Origin of the sequence: Streptomyces sp. NPDC020299 (assembly GCF_044387825.1) — a bacterium.
Classification (GTDB): domain Bacteria; phylum Actinomycetota; class Actinomycetes; order Streptomycetales; family Streptomycetaceae; genus Streptomyces.
In genome coordinates, this window is record NZ_JBIRWL010000012.1 from 312325 (window position 1) to 334709 (window position 22385).

The window sequence follows — 22385 nt, forward strand, 5'->3', positions numbered from 1 at the left end:
CGCTCCTGACGGGGGGCCCGTCATGAGCCGTATGTGTACAAATCCCGGGGTGGAAGTTTGACGTTATGCACAGGGGTGGAGACGCCCGGGAAGGCGTATCCGGGTGTCTCTTTCGGAAACCGGCGGGTCCTCTTGGCAACGGGGCTCGTCGGAGGGACGTTTGCCGTAGACAGGGATTGTCCTCCCGAGAGGAGCCGCCCGACATGACCGCCAAGATCCTCGTCGTCACCGGCGATGCAGCGGAGTCACTGGAGGTCCTGTACCCCTACCAGCGCCTCCGCGAGGAGGGCTACGAGGTTCACATCGCCGCCCTCGCCCGCAAGAAGCTGCAGTTCGTCGTCCACGACTTCGAACCCGGATTCGACACGTACACCGAGAAGCCCGGTTACACCTGGCCCGCCGACCTCGCCTTCTCCGAGGTCGATCCCGGCCAGTACGTCGCCGTCGTCATCCCCGGCGGCCGCGCCCCCGAGTATCTCCGCAACGATCCCGAGGTCCGCAAGATCCTCAAGTCGTTCTTCGACACCGACAAGCCGGTCGCCCAGATCTGCCACGGCCCCCTGCTGACCGCCGCCACGGACAGCCTCAGCGGACGCCGTGTCACCGCCTACCCCGCCCTCGAACTCGACATGCAGGCCGCAGGCGCCACCTTCCAGGACGCCGAGGCGGTCGTCGACGGCACCCTCGTCTCCGCACGGGCCTGGCCGGACCACTCCGGCTGGATGCGGGAGTTCCTGAAGGTCCTGCGCGCGAAGGCGCCGGTGACCTGAGCCGATGTGCGCGAGGCGGGGCCCGCCGGTCAGGCCGCCAGCCGCTCCGCCTCCGCCACGGCCTCCGCCAGCGTGTCCACCACGGGCACGCCCACCTCCTCCAGGCTGGCCCGGCTGTGCGACCCCCCGGTGTACAGCACGGCCCGCGCCCCGACATACCGCGCCGCCACCGCGTCGTCGGCCGCGTCCCCGATCACCACCGTACGCGCGGGCGCGACCCCCACCCCGAGCAGCGCCTCGAGATGCCGCACCATGTGCTCGGCCTTGCTGCCCCCGGACGGCCCTGTCCGCCCCTCCACCCGGAGGAAATGCGCCTCGATCCCGAACCCGCGCACCAGCGGCACCAGTTCGTCATGCCCGTACATGCTCAGCAGCGACTGGCTGCGCCCCGCCGACCGCCACGCCGCCAGCAGTTCCACCACACCCTCGGTCAGCCGGCAGCGCACCCGGTGCTCGGTGTAGTACCGGTGGAAGACGTCGTCCATGACCTCCCACTCGGCATCGGTGGGCAGTCTCCCCAGCAGCCGCTCGTAGAACTTCGGCACCGGCACGCAGTACAACGCCCGGTACCGCTCCAGTGTGATCGGCTCAAGACCCAGCTCGCCGAACGCCGCGTTCGTCGCCCCGATGATCGCGTCGTTGTCATGGAACAGCGTCCCGTTCCAGTCCCAGACGATGTGCGTGCTCGCGTGCATCCCCATGCCCAAAAACGTACCCGCCGCCACTGACAATCATGGACCCGACGGGTAGTCCCGCAGGTCACAGGGGTTGCGTCGGTCGCGTCGGTTACCCGAGCCCCACCAGATTCGGGATCTCCTGCGTCGCGAACCACAGCAGTTCGTGGTCCTCGGCCCCATCGACGACGGCCTGCGCGTCGTCGTCCCCGCCGTCCGCCGCCTCGAGCGCGCCGGCCGCGGCGGCCACGTCCGCCTCCGCGTCGTCCGCGTCCACATGCACCGCCGCCGCCTTGGCCAGCCGCACCGGCCCGGCCACCCGCACCTCGCCGAGCGCCGCCGGGTCGAGCCCGCGGTCCGGGTCGGCGGTGGCCGCGCCGTCGGACACGTCGACGGCGACCACGACACGCCGCCGCGCCGTGTCCGGCTCCACGGCCAGCAGCCTCAGGGAGGCCAGCGCGGCCCGGCTCAGCGCCGCGTACTCCAGTTCCTCGAGGTCGTCGGAGAGGTACCACTCGCGCAGCCCCGGCGTGACCGCGTACGCGACGAGCGGGCCGCTCCCCAGCTCACCCGTCTTGTAGGCCTCGGAGAGCCCGGAGAGGGTCAGGGGGACGTAGACGCGCATGCTGGCCGCTCTTTCGGTCGGAGGCTCCGCTGAGGCTCTTCAGGATACGTGTGGAGTCCCCTTTCGGGTTCCCGCCCATGGCCCCCCGGCCGTCCACCCGACGCCCCGCGGCTCACCCGGGCCCGCCGCCGCGCCACGGGGTTTCTCTCCTGGGCGACCACTCGGATAGGTGAACCTCCCGGCCCCGCGACACCAGCCGGGCCCTTCCTTGCTGCCGCCGTCGTCGGCCCGTACAAGATCCCCACCAGCAAGTTACCGCCCGGTACCCGCCGGGCCCGCCCAACGGGGACTTCCATGAACAAGGTCATGACCAGGTCAGCGGCACAGCACCGCCCCGGCACCCGCCCCCCGAACCGCCGCGACCCCCGCCGCCCCGGCGGCACCCCGCCCCGCAACCCGGCCACCGCGCCGCCTGCGGGCCCCCGTCCCACCGACCTCTTCGCCGACCGTCTCCTCGCCGTACTGAGCGGCCGGCGGCCCGTCCACTGGATGCTCCGGCACACCGTCGGCCGCGCCTACGACGACCTGGCCCGGCTCGCCGAAGCCGGCACCCTGCGCACCCGCGGCACCCGTCCCGTCGTCCGCGACATCGGCTACTACGTCCCCCGACCGGGCGCCGTCGAGGCCTTCGCCCGCATCGGCGCCGGCGACCAACTGCGTGCCCTGGCCTTCCGGCTGGAACAGGGCCCCGACCTCCGCTGGCGCTGCACGGCGGTGGAACTGGGCGGACCGCGCACCTGAAGCGCCGGCGAAGGGGCGGCGAAAGAGCAGCCGGGGCAGCATGCCGAAGGGCCGGGCACCCCGAGGGGTTCCCGGCCCTTCCCACCGTCAAGGCGCCGCAGGCACGCCCGCGGTCACTTCTTGCGGCGACGGGTCACTTCTTGCGGCGACGGCCCGCCTTGGCCTGCTTGCGCCGCTCGGCACGGGTGAGGCCATCGGCCTCGGAGCGCACGGGCTCGTCGTCGCTCTCGAAGTCACCCTCGATAGTGCCGCCCTCGCCGTCCACGGTCGGGGCGGAGAAGTGCAAGTTCCGGCGCTGCGGGGCGTCCAGCCCCTTGGCGCGGATCTCGGGACGGGCACCGGCCTGCGCCGGAACCGTGTCCTGCGGCTGCTTCTCGAGCGACGGCGCGGCGTCCTCGACCGGGACCTCCTCGACCTGCTGCTCGACCTGGACCTCCAGGTTGAACAGGTAGCCGACGGACTCCTCCTTGATGCCCTCCATCATGGCCTGGAACATGTCGAAGCCCTCGCGCTGGTACTCGACCAGCGGGTCCTTCTGCGCCATCGCGCGCAGGCCGATGCCCTCCTGGAGGTAGTCCATCTCGTAGAGGTGCTCGCGCCACTTGCGGTCCAGGACCGACAGCACGACCCGGCGCTCCAGCTCACGCATGATCTCGGAGCCGAGCTGTCCCTCACGCGTCTCGTACTGCTCGCGGATGTCGTCCTTGATGGACTCGGAGATGAACTCGGCGGTCAGCCCGGCCCGGTCACCGGCCGCCTCCTCCAGCTCATCGACGGTGATCCGCACCGGGTAGAGCTGCTTGAAGGCGCCCCACAGCCGGTCCAGGTCCCAGTCCTCGGGGAAGCCCTCGGCGGTCTCCGCGCCCACGTACGCGTCGATCGTGTCGTCCATGAAGTGCTGCACCTGCTCCTGCAGGTCCTCGCCCTCCAGGACACGGCGACGCTCGCCGTAGATGACCTCGCGCTGGCGGTTGAGCACCTCGTCGTACTTCAGGACGTTCTTACGGGTCTCGAAGTTCTGCTGCTCGACCTGCGACTGCGCGGACGCGATCGCGCGCGTGACCATCTTGTTCTCGATCGGCACGTCGTCCGGCACGTTCGCCATGGACATCACGCGCTCGACCATCTGGGCCTTGAACAGCCGCATCAGGTCGTCGCCGAGGGAGAGGTAGAAACGGGACTCACCGGGGTCGCCCTGACGGCCGGAACGACCGCGCAGCTGGTTGTCGATCCGGCGCGACTCGTGCCGCTCGGTGCCGAGCACGTAGAGCCCGCCGAGCTCCTTGACCTCTTCGAACTCTGCCTTGACCGCCCGCTCGGCCTTCTCCAGGGCGGCGGGCAGGGCGTGCGCCCACTCCTCGATGTGCTCCTCGGGGTCGAGGCCGCGCTGGCGCAGCTCAGCCTCGGCGAGGTCGTCGGGGTTGCCGCCGAGCTTGATGTCCGTACCACGGCCGGCCATGTTCGTGGCGACCGTGACCGCGCCCTTGCGGCCGGCCTGGGCGACGATCGTCGCCTCACGGTCGTGCTGCTTGGCGTTGAGCACCTCGTGCTGGATGCCGCGCTTGCTGAGCTGCTGCGAGAGGTACTCGGACTTCTCGACCGAGGTGGTGCCGACCAGGATCGGCTGGCCCTTCTCGTGCTTCTCGGCGATGTCGTCGACGACCGCCTCGAACTTGGCGACCTCGGTGCGGTAGATCAGGTCCGACTGGTCCTTGCGGACCATCGGCTTGTTCGTCGGGATCGGGACCACGCCGAGCTTGTAGATCTGGTGGAACTCGGCGGCCTCGGTCATCGCCGTACCGGTCATGCCGGAGAGCTTCGAGTAGAGGCGGAAGAAGTTCTGCAGGGTGATCGTGGCGAGCGTCTGGTTCTCGTCCTTGATGTCCACCCCTTCCTTCGCCTCGATCGCCTGGTGCATGCCCTCGTTGTAGCGGCGGCCGGCGAGGATACGGCCGGTGTGCTCGTCGACGATCATGACCTCGCCGTCGATGACGACGTAGTCCTTGTCCTTCTTGAAGAGCTCCTTGGCCTTGATGGCGTTGTTCAGGTAGCCCACCAGCGGGGTGTTCACCGACTCGTAGAGGTTGTCGATGCCCAGCCAGTCCTCGACCTTCGAGACGCCGGCCTCATGGATGGCGACCGTGCGCTTCTTCTCGTCGACGTCGTAGTCGCCGGTCTCCTCCATGCCCTTGAGCGGGTTGCCGGCCTCGCCCTTCTTCAGGCGCGTGACCAGCTTGGCGAAGTCGCCGTACCACTTCGTGGCCTGGTCGGCCGGGCCGGAGATGATCAGCGGCGTACGGGCCTCGTCGACGAGGATGGAGTCGACCTCGTCGACGATGGCGAAGTTGTGGCCGCGCTGGACGAGCTCGTCCTGCGACCACGCCATGTTGTCGCGCAGGTAGTCGAAGCCGAACTCGTTGTTCGTGCCGTACGTGATGTCGCACTCGTACTGCTCGCGGCGCTGGGCCGGCGTCATGTTGGCCAGGATGCAGCCGACGCTCAGGCCCAGGAACTTATGGACACGGCCCATCATCTCGGAGTCGCGCTCGGCCAGATAATCGTTGACCGTGATCAGGTGGACGCCGTCACCGGAAAGGGCGTTCAGATACGCGGGCAGCGTGCCGACGAGGGTCTTGCCCTCACCGGTCTTCATCTCGGCCACATACCCGAGGTGCAGGGCGGCGCCGCCCATCATCTGCACGTCGTAGTGCCGCTGGCCGAGGACGCGCTTGGCTGCCTCGCGCACGGTGGCGAACGCCTCGGGGAGCAGGTCGTCCAGAGTCTCACCATCGGCGTACCGCTGCTTGTACTCCTCGGTGAGGGCTCGCAGATCGGCGTCGGAGAGGTCGACGAAGTCCTCTTCGATGGAGTTGACCTGGTCCGCGATGCGGTGCAGCTTGCGCAGGATCTTGCCTTCGCCTGCACGCATGATCTTCGAGAGGACGGACACGGGGGCTGGTCTCCTTGCCGGTCGGGCCTGGGACGGTCGGTTTCCATTGGACGTACTGAGCAACGGCCATCGTATGCGAGGACCCGGCCACGCCGGGAGGCCTGGCGGCGCGAGGGCTGTTCCCATCGGGGACAACGGCCGGGCCACGCGGATAGTGCCGCATCGTCGCATGGATTTGCGCGAAATGTGATCACGCGCTCACGCAGGGCATAAACGATGGCGTCCCCGCCCGCCGCCCGAGCACAATCACCCGATGGAACCCGTGACGCTCACCACCGATCGTCTCCTGCTGCGCACCGTGGGCCCGAAGGACACCGACGCGGTGTACGCCGCCGCCCAGGACCCCGACATCCAGCGCTGGATCTCCCAGCTCCCCTCGCCCTATCTGCGCGAGCACGCGGAGAGTTTCACCGGACAGATGGCACCGGACGGCTGGACGCACGACTCGATGTACTCGTTCGGCCTCTTCCTGCCCGAGGGGCAGCTGGCCGGCATGCTCGGCATCACGATGCGCGCCCTGGGTGTCGGCGAGATCGGTTTCTGGGCCACCAAGGAGCACCGCGGGCACGGTTACATCACCGAGGCCGCGCTCGCCGCCGCCCGCTGGGCCTTCACCGCACTCGCCGTCGACCGGCTGGAGTGGCGTGCGGAAGTCGGCAACCGACCCTCCCGCGCGGTGGCCGAACGCGTCGGCTTCACCATCGAGGGCACCCTGCGCTCCGCGCTCAACAACAAGGGCGTGCGCCGGGACTGCTGGGTGGGCTCCCTGCTGCCGTCGGACCTCAGCCTGCCGTCCACGGCGCCGTATCTGCCGGCACCGGGTCACCTGGGCTGAGAACTCCCAGCTCATCCCCCGCTGTCAGTGCCGCCCTCTATCGTCCGGACCCATGACGACCCCGCGCCCCGCCACCGACCTCTCCGCAGACGACGCCCGCCGCATCGCCCTCCGCGCACAGGGCTTCCTCGGCACCACCGACCGCCGAGCAGGCGTCCGCGGCGTCCTCCGCCACCTCGGCGCGGTCCAGCTGGACACCATCTCGGTCCTCGCCCGCTCCCACGAACTCGTCCCGTACGCCCGGCTGGGCGCGGTCGGCCGCAAGACCGTCGAAGGCGCCTACTGGAAAGACACGCACGCCTTTGAGTACTGGTCCCACGCCGCCTGCATCCTCCCGGTCGAGGAGTGGCCCCACTTCGCCTTCCGCCGCCGCGCCTACCGCAACCGCCCGCACTGGTCGCACGAGCTGCCCGACGGCGCCTACGAGCAGGTCATCAAGCAGTTGCGCGCCGAGGGCCCCCTCACGGCCACCGAGCTGGGCGGCGCGAAGCGGACCAGCGAGTGGTGGGACTGGTCCGGTGCGAAGGTCGCCGTGGAGCGCGCCCTGATGTACGGCGAGGTCGTCTGCGTGCAGCGCCGCGGCTGGAAGCGCGTGTACGACCTCGCCGAGCGCGCCGTCCCGGACGCGCTGCTGCACGACGAGTTGGACGACGCCGAATGCCTGCGCCGCCTGGTCCGCCTGGCCGGCCAGTCCCTCGGCGTGGGCACGCGCGCGGACATCGCCGACTACCACCGCCTCAAGGGCGAGCAGGTCGATGCGGTGCTGGCGGACTCGGGCCTGGTCCCCGTCACGGTCGAGGGCTGGGGCAAGCCGGCCTGGGCCGACCCGGCGGCCCTTCGGACACCTCCGCGCGGCCGGCACCGCACCACGCTGCTGTCCCCGTTCGACTCCCTGATCTGGGAGCGGGCCCGCACGGAGCGGATCTTCGGCTTCACCCACCGTCTGGAGGCCTACGTTCCCAAGCCGAAGCGGGTGCACGGCTACTTCGCCATGCCGGTCCTGGCCGGCGGCCGCCTCGTCGGGCGTGTCGATCCGGCCCGCGAGGGCCGCACCCTGGTGGCCAGGCAGGTCACTCTGGACGGCGCCAAGGCCGTCCCGGCCGTGGCCCAGGCCCTGGTCGAGGCCGCGAGCTGGGTGGACTGCACGGACGTCCGGGTGGAACGCGTGGACGCCCCCGAGCTCCGCGAGTCCCTCACCGCGGTTCTCGCCCGTCTCCTCGCCTGAGCCTCACCGGATCTCGAGGATCTTCTCCCGCATCGCGTAGACCACCGCCTCCATCCTGGAGTGCAGCTGAAGCTTCTCCAGGATGTTGCGCACATGGTTCTTCACGGTGTTCTCGGAGATGAACAACTCCTTGGCGATGTCCCGGTTGTTCATCCCGGTGGCGACCAGCTTGAGCACCTCGAGCTCCCGGTCGGTGAGCCGCGGCGCCGGCACCAGCCGGCGCTCGTCGGTGCGCTGGATCATCGACTTGAACTCGGTCAGGAGTTTCGACGCCATGGAGGGGCTGATCTGCGACTGCCCGTCGGCCACCGCGCGAATGGCGGTGGCGACCTCGTCCGTGGAGATCTCCTTGAGCAGGTAACCGGTCGCGCCCGCCTTGATCGCCTCGTAGAGATCGGCCTCTTCGTCGCTGATCGTCAGCATGATGATCTTCGCGCTGGGTGCCACCTCCTTGATGGAGGTGCATGCCTCGATCCCGCCGCGCCTGGGCATCCGTACGTCCATCAGGACGATGTCGGGCAGCAGGTCGGCGGCCTTGTCGACGGCCTCGGCGCCGTCCCCCGCCTCCCCGACGACCTGGATGTCCTCCTCGGCGGCGAGCACGATCTCCAGACCACGGCGGAACAGGGCGTGGTCGTCCACGACCAGGACTCTGATCGGCTCCTTGCGTGGAGTGCCCCCGTCCGGGCCCATGCCGACGGCGCCGTCGGCAGCTTGCTCCTGCATCGGTCCGAAGCTGTCCGCCATCGTTCCTCCCCCTGAGGCTGTGGCCTGTGGTCCTGTGCCATCGCCAACCCAAGGCAGCGGCCCACCGGTTGGGCCGGTGCGGCCATGATTTCATGCCGGGACGACACTGCGGTGACAGAGCGGGGCGCGAACTGGTCGCACACCGGTGCCCCTGGGGGCGCACACGCGCGCTCCAGGGGCACCCGCTCAGCTGTCAGCCGGATGAATTTCAGCCGCCCAGCGTGCCGCCCGCCGCGGGGGCCTGCGCCTGGGCGACCATCGGGTCCGTGCTGAGGTGAATCACGCCGTAGTCGTAGGCGTGCCGCCGGTAGACGACGGCCGGTTCCTTCGTCTCGGAGTCGACGAAGAGATAGAAGTCGTGCCCGACCAGTTCCATCTCGTAGAGAGCCTGGTCAAGGGTCATCGGGGAGGCGACGTGGGTCTTCTCGCGAACGATGAGAGGGCCTTCGCCCTGCACCTCCAGCGAGCCGATCCTCTTCGTCGGCACTTCGCCCTTTTCTTCCTCATGGACGGGGAGGCCGTTCCCGTTGAGCGTCGCCGCGCCCGGGACGTGGTCGGGAACCTCGGCCGCCGAGATCCGGCGCGCGCCACGGCGCGAGAAACGCTTGTCGTGCTGCTTGCGCAGCCTGGCTTCCAGCTTGTCCGCCGCCAGGTCGAGTGCCGCGTACGGATCGTTGGCCGCTGCCTCCGCCCGGATCACCGGACCGCGGGAGCGGAGGGTGATCTCCACCCGGTCGCAGCGGTCGGCCTGTCGCGGGTTGGGCTCCTTGGACACCTCGACATCGAGGCTGATCACCTTGGCATCGAGCTTCTGGATCTTGTCCAGCTTCAGCTTCTCGGCCACGTGCTTGCGGAACCGCTCGGGCACCTCGGTCTTGCGGCCCTTGACGACGATGTCCACGCAGAACTCCGTTCCCGGATCGCTCCGCATCACTGGCGGAGCATCTCCCTTTTGCACCCGGCTCCGGTGAGCCCCAGAGCCTCGGACTCGGTGACGTCCACCTCCTCCTCCCCCGCGGGCAAGATCTCCACCCAGCCGGTGCGGGTGATTGCAGGAAACCCGCAGCACGGCATTCGAATATGAGGGGTATGGCCTGCGCCTTTCCCTCACAACCGAACATATCTCGCCCGGACGGATGTCGTCACCCTCTACTGCGGCGTACCTCCGTTCCGGTGAATTGGCCTCCTCGTTACCTGCAACGACGCAAGTTCGAAGTCAGTTCCGGTTCTTTTCGAAGGAATCCGGCGGTGCCGCGATCACGGCCCCGCGGATCACCGCTCCTCCCGTTGATCCGGTCCTCCGTTCCCCCATCTCTTCCCGGGTTGCGTGCGCGTACACGACCGTTCTCCGGCCGTCGCGGACGAGGGCCTCCCGTACGGCACGCGCCGCTTCCGTCAGGGTGGCGCCCGTCGTGACCAGGTCGTCGACGAGCACCAGACGGCTCCCGCCGAGCAGCCGGGCACCGCCCGCCGTCACCTCCAGGGCGCCCGCCAGATTGTCCAGCCGCCCGCGCCAGTCCAGCCCCGACTGGTCGGCCACGGCACGCCGCTGCCGCAGTACCGCCACCACCCGGGCCGGCGTTCCGGCACTCCGCAGCTCACCGGCCGCCGCCAGCGCGATCCGCCGCACCGGGTCGTGCCCGCGCGCCCGCACGGCCCGCCGCGCGGAGGGCACCGGCAGAAGCAGCACGGGCCCACCGGCCCGCCCGGCGGCCGGCAGCCCCGCCCGCACCGCACCCGCCAGAGCCGCCCCGAGAGCACCGGTGAGGGTCAGCGCGCCCCGCTCCTTGTGGGCGAGGAGAACCGCCCGCACCTCGTCCCCGTACGGAGCAGCCGCGCGGACCTGAGGCAGCCCGGGCGGCTCCGGCACCGGCCGCACCCGGCGCGGTACGGCCCCGTTCAGGGCGGCACGGCACTCCTGGCAGAGCACCGTGCGAGGCCTTCCGCAGCCTCCGCACTCAGCCGGCAGCACCAGGTCGGTGAGGTCCTGCCACCACCCCCGCATGGCCTCCACTGTGCCAACGCCCGACCGGGCCGGCCACCCCTGTGGAAAACTCCCTGTGGACAACCCGCCCGGTATCCCGGATCGTGTCACCCGGGCCGTGTCACCCGGGATAGACCGGCGCGAACCCTTCCTTGACCACCTTCTGCCACTGAGCACCGGACGGCAGCCGTACGATCCCGTCCTCCGAGTACGCCACCAGCGGCAGCTGGTCGTCCTCGGACGCCGTGATCGCCTTCACGCCCGAGAGCGCGGCGGGCGCCGGGCCCTCCGGCGTGGAACCGTCGACCTGGACGTACCGCATCTGCAGCAGTCCCCCGTGCTCCTGTCCGGCCACCACGAGCCGGCTGTCGCCCGCCCACGACATGGCGGTGACCTCCTCCAGCTCCGGCGTCACCGAGCGCAGTTCCGTGACCGCCACCGGGTGCCCCGCGGACCCGTCGTCCCGCTCGACACGGCCGATGAGCAGGGACTGCTTGCCGTCCTTCTCCACCACGAGCGCTATCCGCACCCCGTCGCCGGCCACCCGCACGTCCCTGATGCGTCCGGGCAGCTGGGGGGTCCGCACGGTGACCGGCTCGCCCCTGCCCTGCTCCAGCAGGAGCAGCCGGGGAGCGTGAGGGTTGCGGTCCGCCACCCACAGGTCGCCCCGGGCATCCCAGCTGGGCGTGGTGAGCCGGTCGTCCTTGGTCGCGCCCTGGCTGGTGACCACGGCGTCACCGAGCGAGCTTCCCGAGGTCAGCGACGTGACGTACAGCGAGCCGCCGTCGATGCCCACCCCGGCCGCGGTGCGCTCGTCACGCGAGACGGCCACCGAGCGCAGTTCCTTGCCGCTCTCGCCCAGCGCGCCCGGCACCGGCACCGCGCTGGTCCCCGGGCTGCCGCCGACCATCCGCACCAGCCGGTGCTTGTCGTCGAGGAAGTACAGGTACTCGGGGCTCTTCGCCGCGGCGTCCCAGGCGGTGCGCTCGGCCCGGCCCTCGCTGAGGTCGCACAGCCTCCTGCCCCCGGTGCCCCGCAGGTCCACGGTGTCCACCGTCGGCGTCTGAGCCCGCAGGGTGAACAGCAACTGGGTGGCCATCTCGTTGCACTGGGCCACCCCCACCCCGGAGGCCTTGTCGTTCAGCGGCACCGTCAGCACGTTCTGGTCGTCGGGCGTCAGCGAGGCGGTGCCCTTCCGCAGTGCCGAGCCCGTGGGGAAGCTGGATCTGACCACGGGTGACAGCCGGCTCGTGGGCCCGGTGATCAGGGACCGCACCACCTGGGTCATCGGGTCCACGCCCTTGCGCACGAAGACCGGGTCGGCGACGGCCACCGGCTGCCCGCTCGTCCCGACCCAGGTGTTCGAGGCGAAGTAGTACTTGTCCACGGACTTGTAGTTGCGCTGGAAGTCGGACTTGCCCATGACGACGCCGGGCGGCAGCGCGCTGATGCGCCACTGTTTGGTCTTCGCGTCCCGCGTCAGACGCAGTTTCTTGCTGTACGGCCCGCCGGCGGGCGCGTACGCCTGCTCGTCGTCCACCGACGCGACCCTTTCCCCGGCCAGCGTGTAGGAGACGTTGTCGGCGTCCTCACGGGCGCCCGGCTGCGGGTCGGGCGCGATGTTAGGCCCGTCCGCGAGCACTGTGGTCAACCGCTCGGGCAGCCACTTCCTCGCAGCCTCACCGGTCAGATACTTGCGCGCCGTGTCATAGTGCGGATCGTCGCTGGTCAGCGCCTCCAGGAAGCCCTGCACGATCTCCCCGGGCTGGGCGTCCTCGGCCGGCGGCATCGCGAAGACCCGCACCTGGGTGTCCTGCCGGGGCGTGGACTCGACATCGCGCAAATCCCCGCTGTCGGGCATCGAGGCGCACCCCGCCAGCAGTACGACGCCACACACGGCGTACACCACCGCGCGCACCGGCCGCCGACGCACGCCCCCCTCGTGGTCAGCGCCCACGAAATGCCTCCCCTGGCTCGTTCAAGTCCTCGACCGCGTCCGCGCGGCCCTCGGTCTCCTCGCGCGCCGCGCCCGAGGCGGGCGCGCCGCCCTGCCTCCGCGCGCCACCGTTGGGCCTGGGCACCACGCGCGCGCCGTTGCCGGGCAGCGCGGTCGGGTCGGCGGTGGGACTGACGGCCGGCCGGGGCACGATCGGATCGCGCGGCGGCAGCGGCGCCTGGCCGCCCGTCGGCTGCACCGGGACGGTGGCACGCTTGCCGTCGCCCCCGCCCGGCAGTCCTGCGCCGTCGAGCCCCCGGTTGCGCCGCGAGTCCTTGGGCTCCAGGGGTATCGGCGAGCCCCGCAGCGGCTCGTCCGCGGTCCGCGGCAGCGTCAGCCGGAACTGTGAACCACCACCCGGCTCGCCCCAGGCCTGCAGCCAGCCGCCGTGCAGCCGGGCGTCCTCCAGGGCGATCGACAGCCCCAGACCCGTACCACCGGTGGTACGCGCGCGTGCCGGGTCCGCGCGCCAGAAGCGGCTGAAGACCCGGGTCGCCTCGCCGGGCTTGAGCCCGACGCCGTAGTCGCGCACCGCGACCGCGACCGCGCCGCCCGCCGCGGCCAGCCTGACGACGACGTCCCTGCCCTCGCCGTGCTCCACGGCGTTGACCACGAGGTTGCGCAGCACCCGCTCCACGCGCCGGGCGTCCGCCTCGGCCACGACGGGCTGCTGGTCGCCAAGGACGCGTATGTGCGTGCCCTTGCGCTCCGCGAGCGGCGCGGCACCGCTGACCACCCGCCGGACGACCTCCCTGAGGTCTATCGGCTCGGCCTCCAGCGCCGCCGCGCCCGCGTCGAAGCGGCTGATCTCCAGCAGGTCCGCGAGCAGCGACTCGAACCGGTCCAGCTGGTCGGCGAGCAGCTCCGCCGACCGCGCGGTCACCGGGTCGAAGTCCTCACGGGCCTCGTGGATGACGTCGGCGGCCATGCGCACGGTCGTCAGCGGGGTGCGCAGCTCGTGCGACACGTCCGACACGAACCGCCGCTGCATCCGCGACAGGTCCTCCAGCTGCTGGATCTTCAGCTGGAGGACCTGCGCCATCTTGTTGAAGGCCTCGCCGAGCCGCGCGATGTCGTCCTCGCCGGTGACCTTCATCCGCTCCTGCAGCTTGCCCGCGGACAGCCGCTCGGCGATCCCGGCGGCCATCCGCACAGGCGTGACAACCTGCCGCACCACCAGCCACGCGATGGCCCCGAGCAGTACGACCACGAAGAGCCCGGCTGTCGCCAGGGTGCCCTTGACCAGGCTCAGCGACTTCTCCTCCTGCGTGAGCGGGAAGAGGTAGTACAGCTGGTACGGGTCACCGTTGGGGTCGTTGACCTGCTTGCCGATGACCAGCGCCGGCTGGGACTCCTTGCCGTCGGTGTAGACGACGCGGGTGTAGCTCTGAGCCGCCGTCGTGTGCTCGTTGACCCGGGCGCGCAGGTCGTCCGGCACGCTGGTCGTGGCGTCGACGTTCCCGGAGCCGCGCGGACTGCGCCCGCCGCCGCTCCCGTCACCGGCCGGAAGCGTCACGACGTCGAAGGCGCCCTGGCCGCCGCTGGACAGCGAATCGACGAGGTCGCTCATCCACACGATGAGGTTCTGGGACGGACGCCCGTCGGTGGCCGAGCCCGCGTCGGCCGTGGCGGTGTCCCCCGCCGCCTCGTCGGCCTTCTGCTTGGCCACCCCGAACCCGCCGGTGGCCTGGCTCTGCGACGCCTTCACCTTGGCGTCCAGCAGACCGTTGCGCACCTGACCGATGACGACGAAACCCAGCAGCAGCACGACACCCAGCGACATCAGCAGGGTCGTGGCGACGACCTTGAGCTGGATGTTGCGGCGCCACAGCCGCATCACCGGCAGCAGCGGCCGGCGCACCCAGCGCATGATCAACCGGAGGACCGGGCTGCCCTGGAACCCGCCCTGGAGCAGCCCGCCCTCGAAGAGGCGCGCCCAGCGCGAACCCGCCGCCTTCCGGCCGACAGACCGCCCCGGACGGTCCCCGGACCGGCCGGGAGCCGAAGCGGCACTGTCACCTGACATGTCAGCTCGGTCCCGCCTTGTATCCGACACCACGCACTGTCACCACGATCTCCGGCCGCTCCGGGTCCTTCTCGACCTTGGAACGCAGCCGCTGCACATGCACGTTGACCAACCGCGTGTCCGCCGCGTGCCGGTAACCCCACACCTGCTCCAGCAGCACCTCACGCGTGAACACCTGCCACGGCTTGCGCGCGAGCGCGACCAGCAGGTCGAACTCCAGCGGCGTCAGCGCGATCGACTGCCCGTCCCGCTTCACCGAGTGACCGGCCACATCGATGACCAGGTCGCCGATGGCCAGCTGCTCCGGCGCGGGCTCCTCCGACCTCCGCAGCCGCGCCCGGATCCGGGCCACCAGCTCCTTCGGCTTGAAAGGCTTCACGATGTAGTCATCGGCGCCCGACTCCAGGCCCACCACGACATCGACGGTGTCGCTCTTGGCCGTGAGCATCACGATCGGCACCCCGGACTCCGCCCTGATCAGGCGGCACACCTCGATACCGTCCCGCCCGGGCAGCATCAGATCGAGCAGCACAAGATCGGGCTTGGACTCACGGAATGCTGCCAGCGCCTTGTCGCCGTCGGCTACGAAAGACGGCTCAAAACCTTCACCACGCAGCACAATGCCGAGCATCTCGGCCAGTGCGGTGTCGTCGTCGACGACAAGGACTCGTCCCTTCATAAACGACATCATCCCATTCTCGTAACAGTGACCGGGGCGCTGGTGAGCGACGTCACTGGCCAGTGACGATAGTCGTACGGGACCACTACTGTCTGCCCTCGTCCCAGGAGCCCGGCGAACACCCCGCCGGAACGGGGTTCACCGGACGGACAGCCCCGCGAGTGCCTCGGCCGTCACCGGTGAGACGGCGCCCTCCTCGGTGACGATCGCGGTGATCAGCTCGGGCGGCGTCACGTCGAACGCCGGGTTGTACGCCTGGGTTCCCAAGGGAGCCACCGGAATCCCGCCACCCGCGCCCGTCACCGGCATCTGCGGTGCCACGACCTCGGTCACCTCGAAGCCGGGGCGCTGCTCGACCTCGATGGACGCCCCGTCCGGTGTCTCCGGATCGATCGTCGTCACCGGCGCCACCACGATGAACGGCACATGGTGGTACCGGGCCAGCACCGCGAGCGGGTAGCTCCCCACCTTGTTCGCCACCGAACCGTCGGCCGCTATGCGGTCCGCCCCTATCAGCACCGCGTCCACCTCGCCGGCCGCGAACAGCGAGCCCGCCGCGTTGTCGGTCAGCAAGGTGTACGCCATACCGCTGCGGGCCGCCTCGTACGCCGTCAGCCGCGCCCCCTGCAACAGCGGACGTGTCTCGTCCACCCACAGGCGCCGCAGCCGCCCCACCCGGTGCGCGCCGAGCGCCACCGCGAACGCCGTGCCCTCCCCACCGGACACCAGCGATCCGGTATTGCAGTGGGTGAGGATCCGGTGCCCGCCAGCGGGCAGCAGCTCGTCCAGCAGCGCCAGCCCGTGCTCGGCCATGCGGGCGCTGGCCTCGGCGTCCTCCCGGTGCAGCGCGCGCGCCGCGGCCAGCGCCGCCGCGGCCGCCTGCCTGGCGTCTCCGCCCTTGGTGAGCGCGGCACGGTACGCGGACCGGGCCCTGCGCACGCCGACGGACAGGTTCACCGCGGTCGGCCGGGCACCCACGAGCGCCCCGGCGGCCTCGTCCACGTCGAAGCCCCGCGCGGCGGCGAGCGCGACACCGTACGCCCCCGCGATACCGAGCAGCGGCGCACCGCGCACGGCGAGCGAACGGATCGCCTCGACCAGCGCCGACGCGTCCGTGCACACCAGCTCGACCTCTTCGGTCGGCAGCCTCGTCTGATCGAGAAGGACCAGTACGGGGCCTTCGGGTGGCTCCTCCCATCGGATCGCCGATTTCTCGGTCGGCCGGTTGTCCTCGCGGGCTTGCGCGTACTGATCAGCCATGCCGTCAGTCTGCCCCGTATCCGACGGACAATTGAAGGTGCGCAGCCCATACCGCGGCCGGTCCACCCAGGAGCGCCCCATGGCACGATGGCTGCCAACCTGCCGCCGCGACCGCGGACGGGCACCGTGAAGGAGCTTCGATGAAAGACACTCCGGGCTGGGCCTCGCCCGGATCCGCCCCGTCCGACGGGCAAGAACCCGGCGCGTCCCGGCCTGCCGAGCCCGCCGACCGTCCGGCCCCCGCACAGCCCGCCGAACAACCGGGCGCGGGCACGCAGGACTCCGGCTCGAAGTGGTCCAAGGAGCAGCCGCCACCCGGCCAGTGGTCCGCGCCCACAGGCGCTCCCAGCCCAGGCCAGGCACCACCGCCGCCACCCCCCGGACCCGGCTGGGGCGGTCAGTACCCCGTCGGCGGCCACGGAGGTCCTGGCGGATACGGAGGCCCGGTCGGCCACGGAGGCCCCGGCGGATACGGCGCCTGGGGCGGCGGCTGGGGCGGCCCCCCGCCCGCGGCCAAGCCCGGCGTGATCCCGCTGCGCCCGCTCGGCGTGGGGGAGATCCTCGACGGAGCCGTCTCCACCATGCGCACCTACTGGCGCACGGTCCTGGGCATCTCGCTGACCGTCGCCGTGGTCATCGAGGTCGTCATCGTCCTCCTCCAAGGACTCGTCCTCAACGACAGCGCCGACACCGCGGCCCTCGACGACCCCAGCGCCACCCTCGGCGAAGTGACCCGGGCCATGGGCGACGTCATGCTGAACTCCGGCGTCGTCATCCTGATCTCGCTGCTCGGCACGATCGTCGCGACCGCCCTGCTGACGGCCGTGACCAGCCGCGCCGTACTCGGCAAGTCGGTGACCACCGGTGAGGCCTGGCGCGACGCCCGGCCACAGATCCCGAAGCTGTTCGGCCTCATCTTCCTGCTGCTGCTCATCGCCTTCGGCATCGCGTGCGCGGGCGCGCTGCCCGGCATTCTCGTCGCGGTCGCAGGCGGCGGGGACGGCGCCGCCGCACTCGCCGTCCTCGGCATCTTCGGGGCCGCCATCGTCGCGCTGTGGCTCATGATCCGCTTCTCCCTCGCGTCGCCGACACTGATGCTGGAGAAGCAGGGCATCGTGAAGTCGATGAGGCGCTCCGCGAAATTGGTCCGCGGCGCCTGGTGGAGGGTGCTCGGCATCCAGCTGCTCGCCGCGCTCATCGCGAACATCGTCGCTTCGATCGTCGCCATCCCCTTCGCCGTGCTCGCCGCCGCGGCCAGCGGCAACAGCGTCTCCGACTTCCTCAACGGCACCGGCGGCGACCTCGGCTGGACCTTCCTCATCATCAGCGGCATCGGCTCGGTGATCGGCTCCATGATCACGTTCCCGATCACGGCGGGCGTCACCGTGCTCCTGTACATCGACCAGCGCATCCGCCGCGAAGCCCTCGACCTCGAACTGGCCCGGGCCGCCGGCGTCCAGGGCTACGGCACCGGCACGACCCCGGGGAGCTGATGCGGTGAGCCTTACGGGGGGAATTCTCGTTTCATTGGCGCGCTCCGGCGACGAGCCGCCAGTGACCACTCCACGCGACCCCGCGCGAGAAGCGGCACGGCGCGAGCTGTCCAAGCGGATGTACCACGAGAACGACCCCAGTCTCCTCGAACGCGCCCTCAACGCCTTCTGGGACTGGGTCGACCGGGTGCTCAACGCAGCCTCCGCCGCGACACCCGGTGGAGGGCTCGGCCTGGTCGTCGTGGTCCTGGCCGTCATCGCCGTCCTGGCCGCCCTGTGGTGGCGCCTGGGCACTCCGCGCCGCCAACCGGCCTCCGCCGCAGCCCTGTTCGACGACCGGCCCCGCAGCGCCGCCGAGCACCGCGCGGCCGCCGAGGCACACGCCGCCCAGGGCCACTGGAACCAGGCTGTCCAGGAACGCATGCGCGCCATCGTCCGCTCGCTCGAGGAACGCGCCCTGCTCGACGTCCGTCCCGGCCGCACGGCCGACGAGGCCGCCGCCGAAGCCGGCCGCGCGCTGCCCTCGCACACGGACCGGCTGCGCGCCTCCGCCCGCGAGTTCGACGACGTCACATATGGCGGGCGCAGGGCGAGCGAGCAGTCGTACCAGCGCATCGCCGAACTCGACCGCGACCTGGACCGCACCAGCCCGGTCCTGGCGAACAGCGCCCCCAGCACGGCCGACAACACCCGCCAGGGAGACGCCGGATGACCGCCGGGGCCGCCCTCCCCTCCACCTCCGCCTCGCTCACCACCCGCCAGGTGTGGACCCGCGCACGCGGCGTGGTCATCGCCCTGGTGCTGCTCCTCGTCGGCGCCGTCGCGATCGCCGTCGTACGCTCCGACGTCAAGCACGGCGAGCTCGACCCGCGCTCGGCCGACCCCTACGGCAGCCGGGCCGTCGCCGCGCTCCTCGCCGAGCGTGGCGTCTCCACTCGCGTGGTCACCACGCTCGACGAGGCCCGCGCCTCGGCCGGCCCGCGCACCACGCTCCTGGTGGCCGTCCCCGACCTGCTGACCCAGCGGCAACAGACGCAACTGCGCTCCGCCACCGCCCACTCGGGTGGCCGCACCGTCCTTGTCGCCGCGGGCAGCTCGTCCGTCGAACAACTCGTCCCCGGCGTCACCGCGGATCCCGCCACCAGTTTCCACTCGGCACTCGCACCCCACTGCGACCTGCCCGCCGCCCGGCGCGCGGGCACCGCCGACACGGGCGGTATCCGTTACACCACCACCCACCTCGACGCCGACTCGTGCTACCCCAGCGAGCGCCTGGCCACCCTGGTCCGCGTCCCCGCGGCCTCCGGAGGCGGCGACACCGTCGTCCTCGGCGCCCCCGACATCCTCTACAACGACCGTCTCGACGAGCAGGGCAACGCCTCGCTCGCCCTCCAACTCCTCGGCTCACGCCCCCATCTGGTCTGGTACCTCCCCTCGCTCTCCGACACCTCGGCCACCGGCACGGACGACCGCAAGGACTTCTTCGACCTGCTCCCCTCGGGCTGGCTCTGGGGCACGCTTCAGCTCTTCATCGCCGCCGCCCTCGCCGCCCTCTGGCGGGCACGCCGACTCGGCCCTCTCGTACCCGAGCGACTCCCCGTCGCGATCCGCGCCTCCGAAACCGTCGAAGGCCGCGCCCGCCTCTACCGCAAGGCCAACGCCCGCGACCGCGCGGCCGCTGCCCTGCGCTCCACGACCCGCACCCGCCTCGCCCCCCTGGTCGGCGTCCCCGTCGCCCAGGCCGACGCGCCCGAGGCGCTCCTGCCCGCACTGTCCGCCCACCTCCACAGCGACGGACAGTCCCTGCACACCCTCCTGTTCGGCCCGCCGCCCCGCGACGACGCGGCCCTCATCGCACTCTCCGACCAACTCGACGCCCTCGAAAGAGAGGTACGCCGTTCATGATGGACCCGACCACTGACAACGCCGGGTACACCGGGGACCCTGGCGCCGCCCGGGCCTCCCTGGAGTCCCTGCGCGCCGAGATCGCCAAAGCCGTGGTCGGCCAGGACCCCGCCGTGACCGGCCTCGTCGTCGCCCTCCTCTGCCGCGGACACGTACTACTTGAAGGAGTCCCTGGAGTCGCCAAAACGTTGCTCGTCCGCGCACTCGCCTCCGCACTCGAACTCAAGACGAAGCGCGTCCAGTTCACCCCCGACCTCATGCCGAGCGACATCACCGGCTCCCTCGTCTACGACACCCGCACCGCCGAGTTCCACTTCCAGCCCGGCCCGGTCTTCACCAACCTCCTGCTCGCCGACGAGATCAACCGCACGCCCCCCAAGACCCAGTCCTCCCTCCTGGAAGCCATGGAGGAACGCCAGGTCACGGTCGACGGCACGCCCCGTCCGCTCCCCGAACCGTTCCTGGTCGCCGCCACCCAGAACCCGGTCGAGTACGAGGGCACGTACCCCCTCCCCGAGGCCCAACTGGACCGCTTCCTCCTCAAACTGACGATCCCTCTGCCCTCGCGGCAGGACGAGATCAACGTCCTCACCCGCCACGCCGAGGGCTTCAACCCACGCGACCTGCGCGCGGCCGGCGTACGCCCCGTCGCCGGCCCCGCGGACCTGGAAGCGGCACGCGCCGCCGTCGCCAAGACGGCGGTCTCCCCCGAGATCACCGGCTACGTGGTCGACATCTGCCGTGCCACTCGCGAGTCCCCGTCTCTGACCCTCGGTGTCTCGCCGCGCGGCGCGACCGCGCTCCTGGCCACCGCACGCGCGTGGGCATGGCTGACCGGCCGTGACTACGTCATCCCCGATGACGTCAAGGCCCTTGCCCTGCCGACCCTCCGGCACCGCGTCCAGCTGCGCCCGGAGGCCGAGATGGAGGGCGTCACGGCCGACTCCGTCATCAACGCGATCCTCGCCCACGTCCCGGTCCCCCGCTGATGGCCCTCACCGGGCGCACCGCCCTCCTCGCAGCCCTCGGCTCGATTCCCATCGGCGTCTGGGGGCCCGGCTGGGCGGGCATTCTCGCGGTCAACGCACCGCTGGCCGTGGCCTGCGCGTGCGACTTCGCGCTGGCGGCACCCGTACGGCGGCTCGTTCTGACCCGCTCCGGTGACACCTCCGTGCGCCTGGGCGAGGCCGCCGAGGTCACGCTCACCGTCACCAACCCGTCCGGACGCCCGCTCCAGGCCCGGCTGAGGGATGCGTGGCCGCCCAGCAGCTGGCAGCCCGGCACGGAGGGCGAAGCTTCCCGGCACCGTCTCACGGTGCCGGCGGGTGAGCGCCGACGAGTCACGACCGGTCTGAGGCCCACCCGCCGCGGCGACCGGCAGGCCGACCGCGTGACCATCCGCTCGTACGGCCCCCTGGGCTTGTTCGCCCGCCAGGGCACGCACCGAGTCCCCTGGACGGTACGGGTTCTGCCCCCGTTCGCCAGCCGCAAGCACCTCCCGTCGAAACTCGCTCGTCTGCGTGAACTCGACGGCCGCACCAGCGTGCTCACCCGCGGCGAGGGCACCGAATTCGACAGCCTGCGCGAGTACGTCCCCGGCGACGACACCCGTTCCATCGACTGGCGCGCCACTGCCCGACAGTCCACGGTCGCGGTACGCACCTGGCGTCCGGAACGGGACCGGCACATCCTCCTGGTCCTCGACACCGGCCGCACGTCGGCGGGACGCGTCGGCGACGCGCCTCGCCTGGACGCCTCCATGGACGCGGCGCTGCTCCTGGCGGCGCTGGCTTCCAGGGCCGGCGACCGCGTGGACCTTCTCGCATACGACCGCCGGATCCGCGCCCTGGTCCAGGGCCGTGCGGCGGGAGACGTGCTGCCGTCCATCGTCAATGCGATGGCAACGCTCGAACCCGAACTCGTAGAGACCGACGCCCGGGGCCTCACGGCCACTGCACGACGGACAGCTCCGCGCCGCTCCCTGATCGTCCTGCTCACCACCCTCGACGCGGCACCGGTCGAGCAGGGCTTGCTCCCTGTTCTTCCGCGGCTCACCCAGCGTCACACCGTCCTGCTGGCATCCGTGGCCGATCCGCACGTCGCGCGCATGGCGACAGCGCGGGGCAGCGCTGAGGCGGTGTACGAGGCTGCGGCCGCTGCGCAGGCTCAGGCTGAGCGGCACCGGACTGCCGAGCAACTTCGCCGTCATGGTGTGACCGTTGTGGACGCGACACCGGATCAGCTTGCTCCGGCGCTGGCCGATGCGTATTTGGCTCTCAAGGCGGCAGGGCGGCTCTAATCGGAGCCGGGCCCTGCCCGTTTGCCGGCTTTGAAACGCAGAAAGCCCCCGCACCGAAGTGCGGGGGCTTTCTCAATATTTGTTCGGCGGTGTCCTACTCTCCCACAGGGTCCCCCCTGCAGTACCATCGGCGCTGTGAGGCTTAGCTTCCGGGTTCGGAATGTAACCGGGCGTTT

At 71.0% G+C, this 22385-nt stretch carries 19 protein-coding genes and 1 rRNA gene; 9 read left to right on the top strand and 11 right to left on the bottom strand.

Annotation, left to right across the window (positions count from 1 at the left end; translation table 11 throughout):
* Nucleotides 1–203 precede the first annotated feature (203 nt).
* A complete protein-coding gene (locus tag ACH45E_RS29625; protein ID WP_361452725.1) occupies nucleotides 204–770 on the top strand; it encodes a DJ-1/PfpI family protein in 567 nt (188 codons plus the stop codon).
* 29 nt (nucleotides 771–799) lie between these two features.
* Here ACH45E_RS29625 and ACH45E_RS29630 read toward each other — a convergent pair whose 3' ends face one another.
* A complete protein-coding gene (locus tag ACH45E_RS29630; RefSeq protein ID WP_361452723.1) occupies nucleotides 800–1471 on the bottom strand; it encodes an HAD family hydrolase in 672 nt (223 codons plus the stop codon).
* Nucleotides 1472–1556: 85 nt separating this feature from the next.
* Complete coding sequence (locus ACH45E_RS29635) at nucleotides 1557–2069, bottom strand: DUF6912 family protein (RefSeq protein ID WP_361452720.1); 513 nt, start codon at nucleotides 2067–2069, stop codon at nucleotides 1557–1559.
* Nucleotides 2070–2363: 294 nt separating this feature from the next.
* On the opposite strand from ACH45E_RS29635, the gene ACH45E_RS29640 reads away from it, so the two are divergent.
* Complete coding sequence (locus ACH45E_RS29640; RefSeq protein ID WP_361452717.1) at nucleotides 2364–2810, top strand: Rv3235 family protein; 447 nt, start codon at nucleotides 2364–2366, stop codon at nucleotides 2808–2810.
* Between the two features lie 133 nt (nucleotides 2811–2943).
* On the opposite strand, the gene secA is transcribed toward ACH45E_RS29640, so the two are convergent.
* Nucleotides 2944–5760, bottom strand: coding sequence for a preprotein translocase subunit SecA (secA, locus tag ACH45E_RS29645; protein WP_361452714.1), 2817 nt, complete (start codon nucleotides 5758–5760; stop codon nucleotides 2944–2946).
* A gap of 253 nt (nucleotides 5761–6013) precedes the next feature.
* On the opposite strand from secA, the gene ACH45E_RS29650 reads away from it, so the two are divergent.
* Both ACH45E_RS29650 and ACH45E_RS29655 read left to right on the top strand, forming a co-directional pair.
* Nucleotides 6014–6595 carry a GNAT family N-acetyltransferase gene (locus tag ACH45E_RS29650; RefSeq protein WP_361452711.1) on the top strand — a complete coding sequence of 194 codons (582 nt, stop codon included), beginning with the start codon at nucleotides 6014–6016 and terminating at the stop codon, nucleotides 6593–6595.
* Between the two features lie 52 nt (nucleotides 6596–6647).
* On the top strand, nucleotides 6648–7820 hold the full coding sequence (locus ACH45E_RS29655; RefSeq protein WP_361452708.1) for a DNA glycosylase AlkZ-like family protein: 1173 nt from the start codon (nucleotides 6648–6650) through the stop codon (nucleotides 7818–7820).
* 3 nt (nucleotides 7821–7823) lie between these two features.
* Here the strand turns inward: ACH45E_RS29655 and ACH45E_RS29660 are convergent, their stop codons facing one another.
* The 7 genes from ACH45E_RS29660 to mtnA all read right to left on the bottom strand — a co-directional run bounded on the left by ACH45E_RS29660 (nucleotide 7824) and on the right by mtnA (nucleotide 16512).
* Nucleotides 7824–8567 carry a response regulator transcription factor gene (locus ACH45E_RS29660; RefSeq protein WP_361452705.1) on the bottom strand — a complete coding sequence of 248 codons (744 nt, stop codon included), beginning with the start codon at nucleotides 8565–8567 and terminating at the stop codon, nucleotides 7824–7826.
* A 208-nt stretch (nucleotides 8568–8775) separates the two neighbouring features.
* Nucleotides 8776–9468, bottom strand: a complete 693-nt coding sequence (hpf, locus tag ACH45E_RS29665; RefSeq protein ID WP_399041795.1) for a ribosome hibernation-promoting factor, HPF/YfiA family — start codon at nucleotides 9466–9468, stop codon at nucleotides 8776–8778.
* Nucleotides 9469–9783: 315 nt separating this feature from the next.
* Complete coding sequence (locus ACH45E_RS29670; protein ID WP_361452699.1) at nucleotides 9784–10572, bottom strand: ComF family protein; 789 nt, start codon at nucleotides 10570–10572, stop codon at nucleotides 9784–9786.
* A 100-nt stretch (nucleotides 10573–10672) separates the two neighbouring features.
* Nucleotides 10673–12508, bottom strand: coding sequence for an LpqB family beta-propeller domain-containing protein (locus ACH45E_RS29675; RefSeq protein WP_361452696.1), 1836 nt, complete (start codon nucleotides 12506–12508; stop codon nucleotides 10673–10675).
* On the bottom strand, nucleotides 12498–14573 hold the full coding sequence (gene mtrB, locus ACH45E_RS29680; protein WP_361452693.1) for an MtrAB system histidine kinase MtrB: 2076 nt from the start codon (nucleotides 14571–14573) through the stop codon (nucleotides 12498–12500). The genes ACH45E_RS29675 and mtrB overlap by 11 nt, the downstream gene beginning before the upstream one ends.
* Nucleotide 14574: 1 nt before the next feature.
* A complete protein-coding gene (gene mtrA / locus ACH45E_RS29685) occupies nucleotides 14575–15264 on the bottom strand; it encodes a two-component system response regulator MtrA (protein ID WP_187284748.1) in 690 nt (229 codons plus the stop codon).
* A gap of 126 nt (nucleotides 15265–15390) precedes the next feature.
* Nucleotides 15391–16512: an S-methyl-5-thioribose-1-phosphate isomerase gene (mtnA, locus tag ACH45E_RS29690; protein WP_361452690.1), complete on the bottom strand. Its 1122-nt coding sequence runs from the start codon at nucleotides 16510–16512 to the stop codon at nucleotides 15391–15393.
* A gap of 140 nt (nucleotides 16513–16652) precedes the next feature.
* Between mtnA and ACH45E_RS29695 the strand changes: the two genes are divergently transcribed.
* Genes ACH45E_RS29695 through ACH45E_RS29715 form a run of 5 tightly spaced genes read left to right on the top strand, consistent with a single transcriptional unit; the run spans nucleotide 16653 to nucleotide 22209 of the window.
* Nucleotides 16653–18005, top strand: a complete 1353-nt coding sequence (locus ACH45E_RS29695; RefSeq protein WP_361452687.1) for a hypothetical protein — start codon at nucleotides 16653–16655, stop codon at nucleotides 18003–18005.
* A gap of 4 nt (nucleotides 18006–18009) precedes the next feature.
* Nucleotides 18010–18717, top strand: coding sequence for a DUF4129 domain-containing protein (locus ACH45E_RS29700; RefSeq protein WP_361452684.1), 708 nt, complete (start codon nucleotides 18010–18012; stop codon nucleotides 18715–18717).
* Entirely contained in the window at nucleotides 18714–19910 is a 1197-nt protein-coding gene (locus tag ACH45E_RS29705; protein ID WP_361452681.1) for a DUF4350 domain-containing protein, read from the top strand. Before ACH45E_RS29700 ends, ACH45E_RS29705 begins: the two co-directional genes overlap by 4 nt.
* Nucleotides 19910–20899, top strand: coding sequence for a MoxR family ATPase (locus ACH45E_RS29710; RefSeq protein ID WP_361453020.1), 990 nt, complete (start codon nucleotides 19910–19912; stop codon nucleotides 20897–20899). The genes ACH45E_RS29705 and ACH45E_RS29710 overlap by 1 nt, the downstream gene beginning before the upstream one ends.
* Nucleotides 20899–22209: a DUF58 domain-containing protein gene (locus ACH45E_RS29715; RefSeq protein ID WP_361452678.1), complete on the top strand. Its 1311-nt coding sequence runs from the start codon at nucleotides 20899–20901 to the stop codon at nucleotides 22207–22209. The genes ACH45E_RS29710 and ACH45E_RS29715 overlap by 1 nt, the downstream gene beginning before the upstream one ends.
* A gap of 81 nt (nucleotides 22210–22290) precedes the next feature.
* On the opposite strand, the gene rrf is transcribed toward ACH45E_RS29715, so the two are convergent.
* Nucleotides 22291–22385, bottom strand: a 5S ribosomal RNA gene (gene rrf, locus ACH45E_RS29720); the annotation flags it as partial.

Excerpts from the sequence above, each read along its gene's own strand:
- ACH45E_RS29630 (WP_361452723.1), bottom strand. The coding sequence starts at position 1,471 with ATGGGGATGCACGCGAGCACGCACATCGTCTGGGACTGGAACGGGACG.
- ACH45E_RS29710 (WP_361453020.1), top strand. The coding sequence starts at position 19,910 with ATGGACCCGACCACTGACAACGCCGGGTACACCGGGGACCCTGGCGCC.
- ACH45E_RS29670 (WP_361452699.1), bottom strand. The coding sequence starts at position 10,572 with ATGCGGGGGTGGTGGCAGGACCTCACCGACCTGGTGCTGCCGGCTGAG.
- mtrB (WP_361452693.1), bottom strand. The coding sequence starts at position 14,573 with ATGTCAGGTGACAGTGCCGCTTCGGCTCCCGGCCGGTCCGGGGACCGT.
- ACH45E_RS29625 (WP_361452725.1), top strand. The coding sequence starts at position 204 with ATGACCGCCAAGATCCTCGTCGTCACCGGCGATGCAGCGGAGTCACTG.
- ACH45E_RS29715 (WP_361452678.1), top strand. The coding sequence starts at position 20,899 with ATGGCCCTCACCGGGCGCACCGCCCTCCTCGCAGCCCTCGGCTCGATT.
- mtnA (WP_361452690.1), bottom strand. The coding sequence starts at position 16,512 with ATGGCTGATCAGTACGCGCAAGCCCGCGAGGACAACCGGCCGACCGAG.
- ACH45E_RS29650 (WP_361452711.1), top strand. The coding sequence starts at position 6,014 with ATGGAACCCGTGACGCTCACCACCGATCGTCTCCTGCTGCGCACCGTG.
- ACH45E_RS29695 (WP_361452687.1), top strand. The coding sequence starts at position 16,653 with ATGAAAGACACTCCGGGCTGGGCCTCGCCCGGATCCGCCCCGTCCGAC.
- ACH45E_RS29705 (WP_361452681.1), top strand. The coding sequence starts at position 18,714 with ATGACCGCCGGGGCCGCCCTCCCCTCCACCTCCGCCTCGCTCACCACC.
- mtrA (WP_187284748.1), bottom strand. The coding sequence starts at position 15,264 with ATGATGTCGTTTATGAAGGGACGAGTCCTTGTCGTCGACGACGACACC.
- ACH45E_RS29635 (WP_361452720.1), bottom strand. The coding sequence starts at position 2,069 with ATGCGCGTCTACGTCCCCCTGACCCTCTCCGGGCTCTCCGAGGCCTAC.
- ACH45E_RS29660 (WP_361452705.1), bottom strand. The coding sequence starts at position 8,567 with ATGGCGGACAGCTTCGGACCGATGCAGGAGCAAGCTGCCGACGGCGCC.
- ACH45E_RS29655 (WP_361452708.1), top strand. The coding sequence starts at position 6,648 with ATGACGACCCCGCGCCCCGCCACCGACCTCTCCGCAGACGACGCCCGC.
- ACH45E_RS29640 (WP_361452717.1), top strand. The coding sequence starts at position 2,364 with ATGAACAAGGTCATGACCAGGTCAGCGGCACAGCACCGCCCCGGCACC.